7 protein-coding genes are annotated in these 9115 nt (G+C 34.0%); 1 reads left to right on the top strand and 6 read right to left on the bottom strand.

Translation table 11 applies throughout. From position 1 onward, the window contains the following. Positions 1 to 565: 565 nt before the first annotated feature. The 6 genes from U9R23_04875 to ligA all read right to left on the bottom strand — a co-directional run bounded on the left by U9R23_04875 (position 566) and on the right by ligA (position 8140). Positions 566 to 1267, bottom strand: coding sequence for a methyltransferase domain-containing protein (locus tag U9R23_04875; protein ID MEA3475755.1), 702 nt, complete (start codon positions 1265 to 1267; stop codon positions 566 to 568). Positions 1268 to 1478: 211 nt separating this feature from the next. Further along, entirely contained in the window at positions 1479 to 2945 is a 1467-nt protein-coding gene (locus U9R23_04870; GenBank protein MEA3475754.1) for a FlgD immunoglobulin-like domain containing protein, read from the bottom strand. A 178-nt stretch (positions 2946 to 3123) separates the two neighbouring features. Then, entirely contained in the window at positions 3124 to 3360 is a 237-nt protein-coding gene (locus tag U9R23_04865) for a hypothetical protein (protein ID MEA3475753.1), read from the bottom strand. Between the two features lie 28 nt (positions 3361 to 3388). After that, positions 3389 to 4492 carry an LptF/LptG family permease gene (locus U9R23_04860; protein MEA3475752.1) on the bottom strand — a complete coding sequence of 368 codons (1104 nt, stop codon included), beginning with the start codon at positions 4490 to 4492 and terminating at the stop codon, positions 3389 to 3391. 211 nt (positions 4493 to 4703) lie between these two features. Then, on the bottom strand, positions 4704 to 6014 hold the full coding sequence (locus U9R23_04855) for an LptF/LptG family permease (protein ID MEA3475751.1): 1311 nt from the start codon (positions 6012 to 6014) through the stop codon (positions 4704 to 4706). A gap of 128 nt (positions 6015 to 6142) precedes the next feature. Beyond that, positions 6143 to 8140 carry an NAD-dependent DNA ligase LigA gene (gene ligA, locus U9R23_04850; GenBank protein ID MEA3475750.1) on the bottom strand — a complete coding sequence of 666 codons (1998 nt, stop codon included), beginning with the start codon at positions 8138 to 8140 and terminating at the stop codon, positions 6143 to 6145. Positions 8141 to 8484: 344 nt separating this feature from the next. Here ligA and rnhA point away from each other — a divergent pair, with 344 nt between their 5' ends. Continuing rightward, the gene (rnhA, locus tag U9R23_04845) at positions 8485 to 8931 is read left to right on the top strand and encodes a ribonuclease HI (protein MEA3475749.1); all 447 of its coding nucleotides are present in this window, start codon (positions 8485 to 8487) and stop codon (positions 8929 to 8931) included. The last annotated feature ends 184 nt before the right edge of the window (positions 8932 to 9115 follow it).

Raw genomic sequence — 9115 nt, 5'->3', positions numbered from 1 at the left:
TCAAAAGGTGCAGGATGTTATGATCTCTGGGTAATAAAGTTAAAAGGTGAATAGTCAAAAATAACAGCACCCCCATTTTTAATTACAAAAAATATTCTGTTTAATGAACCATCAGCGAATAATGCGAATGGATATGAAAATCGCCGATAAATTTCATGTTTTTTGCCACGGATTAACACGGATTTATACGAGTTTTTTTGCCACTAAGGACGCGAAGAAACACGAAGGTTTGAAAACTGAATATTCTAATTTTTCTAAGTTCATCAACTGATCCAATGATATGAATCATTTTTGATTTAGCACATCATCACCAAAACCATCTCTTTTGATTAGTTTTTCTGAATTTTTTTTCAATAAAATAAACATAATTATATTGCAGTAATATTTACTGCATTTGCAGTAGAATTTACTGCAACGGCTGAAATTTATTTCCAAAGTGGCAACCATGTAACCGTAAGGATACTAACAAATTAACAGATGACATTCAACCAAAATCTACATTTGGTATAACTATCTTTTGAAAATTCTTTGTCAAAGAATTTGTTTTATTCCTAACAAGTTTCATCTATTCTTGTTTTTTCTCAATAACAGCAATATAATTTACATCACCTAAATGTTTCTCTATTATCCGATAAGGTGTCCCAGCAAGAACCAGATTCATATCTTCAAGAGGAATAAAGCAGTATTCAAACCAATCATTGTAGAATTTATCTGTCTCAAACCTCAACTTAAGATTTCCAGGATAATCTCCTTTCTCTCTCTTAAACTTATGATAGTCTAAATGAACTTTCCTATCAGTATTGAAAAAGATTAGACTGGTACAAATAACTTTTCCACCATCTTGTGGGTTCATCAAGGAGAATAATTTATCCAAAAATTTAGGAATATTTTCAACTCTTTCTGCTAAACCCATATTATTTCCATACAATAAAACCGTTTCAAATTTAGGTTCTGATTGAAAATCCCAGATGGAGCCAAGAACTGCATCTTGCATGCCAAGATTTTTAGCAATTGAAATTGCTTCCTTGCTAATATCTATGCCAACAACTTTATATCCTAAATCCTGAAAATATTGAGCAACCCTTCCTGCTCCACATCCAACATCAAGTATTGGGCTTTTGATATGCTTACATATATTTGGTTTAAATAGTAACTCTCTTTCTGTATTTAATTCAAAATATAAATTTAGATCAGTTTCATCTATTTGTCCGTCATCTCTACGAATATAGCATTTTTCCTGTTTCTTATGATAATACTTTTCTAACAAATATCCATACAGGTCTTATTTATATTCTTTTTTCATGATTACATCTCCACAAAACTGCCGATGATTAATTGAATTAGATTTTGCATTTTTTGTCTTTATTTTTAACTGTTGTTTATATAAGTCAATAATAATTTGTATATTTTTTATCATAAAAAAAGGAAGATAACTTCAGCCATCTTCCTTTTTGAATATCAATGGTTAGTAAGATAGTTCATTTAATCAGTAACATTTTACGCGTTTCACTAGCACCATTTGAATGCAACCTATACAGATATATTTCATTACTAACTGCTTTTCCATTCTCATCACTGCCATCCCAGACTACGGAATGTTTGCCACTCATTTGCTGACAATCAACTAATTTCTTTACTAATTGACCTTTGATATTATAAATTTTAAGTTCCACGTGAGATGGTCCTTTTAATGAAAAACGAATTGTAGTTTCAGTCTTGAACGGGTTAGGATAGTTCTGAAGAAAAAGATAATTATTAGTCACTAAAGGCTCATTATCTATATTCACAAATCCATCACCATCTGTCTTGATAAGATAGACATCCTCATTGCCTGCACCGTAAGAGCTTGTTATTCCAGTTACGATATATCCACCATCATTAGTTTGCTGAACAGAACGACCATAATCATAGGAACTTCCGCCGAATGTCTTATCCCATAATTTATTTCCTGATGAATCTGCCTTTATAAGCCAGACATCACCACTGCCTGCGCCGGATGTTGTGTATCCAGTTATTATATATCCCCCACCAAAAGTCTGCCGAACAGACCAGCCCCTATCAGCAGTACTTCCGCCGTATGTCTTTGTCCAGACCGTATCACCATTTGCGTATGTCTTAATGAGCCATACATCAGAATTATCTGCACCGTAAGGGCGTGTCTCTCCAGTTACAATATATCCCCCATCATTAGTTTGCCGAACAGAACGACCATAATCGTGGTACCCTCTACCAAATTTTTTATCCCATAAAAAATTTCCTGACGAATCTGTCTTTATGAGCCACACATCATTATCACCCGTACCGTAAGAATCTGTCCATCCAGTTATTATATATCCCCCTTCATTAGTCTGCTGAACAGAACGACCATAACCGATGTTGTCGGCTCCGCCAAATGTCTTATCCCATAATATATTTCCCAACGAATCTGTCTTAATGAGCCAGACATGAGCATAATTTAGACCGTAAGACTCTGTATATCCCGTTATTATATATCCCCTATCATTGGTCTGTTGAACAGAATAGCCCCTATCACAGTGATTACTTTCGCCGTATGCCTTTGTCCAGAGCGTATCACCATCTGAATCTGTCTTTATAAGCCAGACATCATCTTCATAAGCTGCACCGAACGAATATGTGTGTCCCACAACGATGTACCCACTATCAGAGGTTTGTTGAACTGAAAAGCCTTCATCGGTACGCGTGCCACCATATGTCTTTGTCCAGACGGTATCGCCATCCTCATCTGTCTTTATCAGATAAACATCGTTACCGCCAGTTAACGACTCTGTCCATCCTGCAATGATATATCCACCATCATAGGTCTGTTGGACTGAAGAGCCATAATCCTCGTCAGTGCCGCCATAAGTGCGCTCAAATGTTGTTTGTGCCTTAACTCCAGAGGCGATAAATAGGCCCAGAACTATTGTTAATATAGTCTTTTTCATCTTTTCTCCTTTACCCAGTGTCCCGATATATCGGGATTATTTCACTGGGGTTTTGTTCCACAATTTTAGTGCGAAATTTTTCTCTTTTTAAGTGGTTAATATAATAATGAGCACTTCTCCCTGTTTCGCCTTCAAAGGGTAATAAATTAGGATTAAATACAGAAGCACTCTACCTATTTTAGACATTGACTCTTGTAGAAGAAAGTTTAAAGCCAATTAAGCAAATCATAACTCCAACTAAAATAGTGCTGGCGGTATGCGCAAAAGCAGTAATAGATGCAGCTCCCAGCGTTTCACCACGAGCCCAATTCTCAGTTTTGCTTATTGCAACCAATGGAAGCCAATGGTTAGGAATAGAAACATGTATTGCACTTAGCACAAAACTACCGATAAGCAGCTGAATTAGATTTTGCATTTCTTGTCTTTTCTAATAAGTATAAAAATTACTTCCCGGCTCGCAGAATACCTACAACACCAATTGTGCCAAAAAGAATATTAGCAAGCCAGGCTGCCAATAATGGCGATATTATCTCATTGTAGCCTAGACTCTGTCCCAGTCTTACAGAGTAAAGATAAAGGAAGCAGACAGCAATTCCAATCACAAACCCAATACCACGAGATTTTCCACGAGTTGATATTGTGGAAATTGGAATGCAGAAAAATAAGATTATTAAATTCACAAAAGGGAAGGCAATTTTAATATTTAATTCCACTAATTCCTTTTGATGCTTTTCGCCTATTCTTTGTAGACGAGTGATATATTCTCGCAAATCAAAAAAGTTCATCTCCATTGGGTCTTTACTGCTTTTCACAAGGTCGTAGGGCTGAATTTTTATGTATGGAATTATCTTGCTGATAAAATGGTTACAATCAGTTAGTTTCCCTTTTGTAAATTTTCTTATATAACCATTATGAAATACTAAATTTCGCTCGGAATCGTTTGGATTATCTTTCCATAAAGCATATTCAGAAGTGATTTTACTGACAATTTCATTGTTATCATTAAATTCTGAAATATCAATATGTTTAATTTTACTTCTATATCCATCCAGAAAACCTATATAATAAAGTCTGCCTTCATCATCTTTATATTGAATATTTGAGCGCATTCTGATATCTTCTTTTGGCCGTTTATAGATTTTTACATTTTTGATATAATCACGATTCTCTTCTGCATAAGGGAGCAATGTATCTCCGAAAATCATAATTATAATACTAATCAAAAATCCAAATACAAATATTGGTATAGACATACGAATAATGCTTATACCAGCACTTCTAATTGCAACCGTTTCGTTATGTTTATTAAGATATTGCATTAAGAATAGCCCTGCTAAGATAATAGCTACAGGTGAAGTCAAAACTATGATATATGGGATTCTGCAAATAAAATATAATACTATATCAAATGTTTGGGCATTTTTACCTAAAAAGTTATCAAACTTTTCAAAGAATTCAATTATTATGAAAACTACGAGGAATGAAGAGAAGACAATGAGATATAATCTTGCAAAACTTTTTAAGATATATTTATCTAGGATTTTCATTTTTCTATTTAACCGATTAAATTTTAAACAAGTTGTCTCTGTTCAGAGCACGTTTGTTTGTCGTGGAATGGTCCATGACAACACACGGAAATAAACATTTTAATCCTTTGGAGTGCGAAAACGAATCCCGATTTATCGGGATGAACTTTTCGTCCCGATTTCGGGGCTGAAAGTTCATCGCATCGCTCTTCGTTTCAGCACTCCCGTCTACTCATTTCGGTACTTTCCTGCTCTTAAAAATTTTTGTTATCTTTTCAAGATGGATAATTCGTCTTTCGCGAACTGAATAGATTACTAAATAGACTCCAATGCCTGTAAATACAATATTAGAAATCCACATTGCGATAAATGGAGAAATAATCATTCTATCTGCTAATTCTTCTCCTGCATAAAGTGAAATATAATATACAAGAAATACGAACGAACTAATTGCAAATCCTCTTCCAATTGTATTTGTCCTTGTCATCATTCCTATTGGTGCACCAATAAGAATAAATACAAGGCAAGCAAAAGCAATGGAATATTTCTTATGGATTTCCACTGCATACCTGCTGATTTCTGCACTTAAACTTCTGATGCGATGCAGACGGATTTCAATAAGGTTCTTTAGCTTTTTTATTTCTCTTTTTATCTTTTCTTTATCTGAAATCTTGCTTTGTAATTCTATCAACTTTTCTTTATATTTATTTAATTCATTAATTTTAGACTGCCGAGTGTTTTCAAGATTTTCAATTTTTGCTTTCATATCTTTAGAACTCATCTCTCTGTCCCCACGATGTGCATATCTTGCCGGATTTACTTTAAGTCCTAAATCAGGTATATCAATACGATATTTTTTGAAAACAATTGATGAATACTTTTCAGGAGCTTTATTGTCAATTTCATGAATCTCCCCATTATATAATGTTGCTGATAATGAATTCCCTCCATTTGAAAGTTTTACATTTCCGTTTTTTGCCGTAATGATGCGCGGGAAATCTCCTGGTTGTCTGTCATAAATTACAATCTCATTAAAGAGTTCGCTTTCTTTATCCTTGCTATGGTAATAGAAATTATAGTTTTTTAATTTAGTAAAGAGTCCTGGTTTTAATTCTGATGTGGGCCTCCGAGAGTGAATTTTTACAAGTAGATTTTTTAAAGCGAAATTACTATCAGGTAAAATATTGTTATTAAAATGTATCATAAAAAAAGAAAGTAGAATTGCTACAAAGACGACAGGAGCCATCATCCGATAGATATTTATTCCACTTGCCTTAAATGCAGTAATTTCATTATCAGAAGATAGTCTGCCAAATGCCATAATAGTGCCGACCAAAACTGCCATTGGAATAGATAATGCGAGCATAAATGGAAGGCTGAGACCAAAGAGTTTTATCACTGTTGAAAGAGGCAATCTTTTTGTGATAATCAGGTTTAGTAAGTCTAAAATCCTATCTAACAGCATAACGGAAGTTATCACAGCTACGGAAAGGAAAAATGGTCCTGTATGCTCTTTCAGAATATATTTAGATAAGATTTTCATAATTTTGACTTTTTTGCCACAAAGACACAAAAGCACCAAGAATAATTTTTTTTGTATAAATTTTTATAATTAATTTTTCATAATTTTCAATTTCAAGTTTCAGAGATATAACTACTTTTTGAAATTAGTCAATTCTTCATCATCTCAATAACTTCTGCTTCTGATATAATTTTAATACTTTCAATCTTTTTTGCCTTCTCCAGTTTGGAACCCGGATTTTCTCCAAGAACAAGATAATCAACATTTTTGCTAATAGCAGAAAGCACTTCACCGCCATTTGAAATAATAAGTTCTTTCATCTCATTGCGAGAATAATTTGGTAATGTGCCAGTAAGAACAAATTTCAAGCCGTCCAGTTTCTTTTCTTTTTTCTCTTCTTTCTTAATTTGAAATTGTAAGCCAATATTTCGGAGTTCATTTATAAGTTCAGAATTTTTCTCATTTTGAAAGTATTCAACTATACTTAAAGCAATTTTTTCTCCAATCTCTGGAACTTCTGACAATTCTTCAACAGTGGCTTTTCTTAAATTCTCAATTGAACCGAAATTTTCTGCGAGAATTCTGGCGGTCTTTACCCCAACATAGCGAATGCCTATAGCATACAGCACTTTGGGAAACGGGATTGATTTGCTTTTCTCAATTGCATTTCTTAAATTTTGAACTGATTTTTCCTCAAAACCTTCCAACGATTTCAGTTTAGTATAATCAAATTTGTATAAATCAGCAAAATTCTTCACAAAGTTTTTGTCAACCAAAGTTGCAATAACTGATGTACCAAGACCTTCAATATCCATTGCATTTCGGGAAGCGAAGTGTTCTAAATTGCGTTTGATTTGTGCTGGACAGGACACATTCGGGCATCGCCAAATTGCCTCATCCTGCTTTCGCGCCAATTTGGTATGGCAGACTGGGCACTCCTTTATCATCTGAAAATCCTTTTCTGTTCCATCCCTTTTTCCAAATACAACTTCAATGATTTTTGGAATTATCTCTCCTGATTTTACTACTTTAACATAGTCTCCAATCTTGAGTTGCAAACGCTTAACCTCGTCTTCATTATGTAATGTTGCGTTTGAAACAGTAGAACCAGAAATTCTAACAGGTGTCAATTTTGCAACTGGAGTTATTGCTCCTGTTCGTCCAACCTGAAATTCAATTCTATTTAATTTTGTAATTACTTCCTCTGCTTTGAATTTATACGCAATAGCCCATCTTGGGCTTTTTGCCGTGCCTCCAAGTTTTTCCTGATAATCAATCAAATCAACTTTGATTACCATACCGTCAATGTCAAATGGTAGGTCAAAACGCTTTGGTTCCCATTCATTACAAAACAATTTTATCTCTTTTAAAGACCCGCATTTTTTAATATTTTGGTTTGTGGGAAAACCATGATTCTTCAGAAATTGAAGAAATTCGTATTGGGTGGAAAACTCGTTTTCCGCAGTAAATCCCATTCCGTAAAAAATTGCATTCAGATGTCGCTTTGCAGTATCCTTGGAATACTTGAGTTTAATAGAGCCAGCAGCAGCATTTCGTGGATTTGCGAAAGGTTCATTCCCAGCCTTTTGCCTTTGCTCGTTAAGTTTATTAAATTCATCTCTTGCAAGATAAATTTCGCCACGAATCTCAATCCGTTTCCTGTACCCTATACTTAAAGGAATGTCTCTAATAGTTTTCGCGTTTTTAGTAATGTTTTCACCGACAGTTCCATCTCCTCGCGTTAAAGCGTGAATCAAAACACCATTTTCATAAAGCAGGTTGATACTGACCCCATCTATCTTTTGCTCTACAACATATTCTAATGATGATATTCCAAGCCCTTTTTCTACACGAAGTAAAAAATCTTTTAGCTCCGAAAAAGAGTAAGCATTACTCAAACTTTGCATTGGCACAATGTGCGGAATTGATTCAAATTCGTTTGTAATGTCAGAGCCAACTCGTTGGGTAGGGGAGTCAGGTAAAGCAAATTCTGGATACTTATTTTCCAACTCCTGAAGTTCACGCATCAATTGGTCAAATTCATAATCTGAGATAACAGGACGATTCTCAACATAGTATTTCTTATTATGAAATTCTATCTCTTTTGTTAATAGTTCAATTCTTTTTTTTATCTTTGTTTTTTCCATAAATATTGCTTTACTATGACTTTCCCATTTTTAGATTTATCAATGAATTAATTGCATAAAAATTTACTTCTATGCTGAAAGTTCATTCTCCCGATAAATCTGGAGAACTCGTTTCAGCACTCCACATACGAATTAATCCTTTAAGCCATTCCTAATATAACTTGACACTAAAATAGTTACTTCCCAAATAGATTGTAAAGAAATTTTTAGGATGAAGATGATATAAGCCACAAACTAACACTAACTATCTCGAACTAAGTTAAATATTAAAATAAAAAGTTCATGCGAGTTCGTGTCCCCAATTGGATTGGTGATTCGTGGCGAAATAAATCATAGGAGTAACTATGAAAAAAATGTTAAAAAAAGTTCAGATATTTTCCGATGGCTCCTGCAAAGGTAATCCAGGTCCAGGCGGATGGGCTGCAATTTTGAAATATAAAGAACATAAGAAGGTTATTTCTGGCTTTTCTCCTAAATCAACAAATAATATTATGGAGCTAACCGCAGTTATAAAAGCATTGGAGCAGATAAAAGAAAAATGCGAAATTGATATTTTTTCTGATTCCCGATATGTAGTTATGGGAATGACTGAATGGATTGAGGACTGGAAAAAGAAAGATTGGAAGAGCAGCAAAAAAGAACCAGTAAAAAATCAGGAATTATGGAAGCGATTGGATGAATTATGCACTCGTCATATTGTAAATTGGAATTGGGTAAAAGGGCATAATGGACATCCTGAGAATGAGGAATGTGATACACTTGCAAAAAAGGAGATTGAAAAGAATATTTAGTTGAACTTATTTACTTATTGCAATTCAGTATTTAAAACTTGACAGGTTATCATTTTTGATATTTCTTTTCAATTTAGGTTAGAAATGGAAGAGAAAAAAGTGCTTCAGGAATTAAAATTAAAAGGTTACAGTACCAGAACAATTAAATCTTATGTGTGGTTTTTAAAGCGTTTTTTTGAATATT

The sequence above is a fragment of the Candidatus Cloacimonadota bacterium genome (assembly GCA_034722995.1).
Lineage (GTDB): Bacteria > Cloacimonadota > Cloacimonadia > JGIOTU-2 > JGIOTU-2 > JAGMCF01.
Note: the sequence above shows the minus strand (reverse complement) of the source record. Positions and strands in the feature narration are given on the sequence as shown.

What these genes read in the sequence shown, in the direction of transcription:
- U9R23_04870 (MEA3475754.1), bottom strand. Translation starts at nt 2,945, where the DNA reads ATGAAAAAGACTATATTAACAATAGTTCTGGGCCTATTTATCGCCTCT.
- U9R23_04865 (MEA3475753.1), bottom strand. Translation starts at nt 3,360, where the DNA reads ATGCAAAATCTAATTCAGCTGCTTATCGGTAGTTTTGTGCTAAGTGCA.
- U9R23_04860 (MEA3475752.1), bottom strand. Translation starts at nt 4,492, where the DNA reads ATGAAAATCCTAGATAAATATATCTTAAAAAGTTTTGCAAGATTATAT.
- U9R23_04855 (MEA3475751.1), bottom strand. Translation starts at nt 6,014, where the DNA reads ATGAAAATCTTATCTAAATATATTCTGAAAGAGCATACAGGACCATTT.
- ligA (MEA3475750.1), bottom strand. Translation starts at nt 8,140, where the DNA reads ATGGAAAAAACAAAGATAAAAAAAAGAATTGAACTATTAACAAAAGAG.
- rnhA (MEA3475749.1), top strand. Translation starts at nt 8,485, where the DNA reads ATGAAAAAAATGTTAAAAAAAGTTCAGATATTTTCCGATGGCTCCTGC.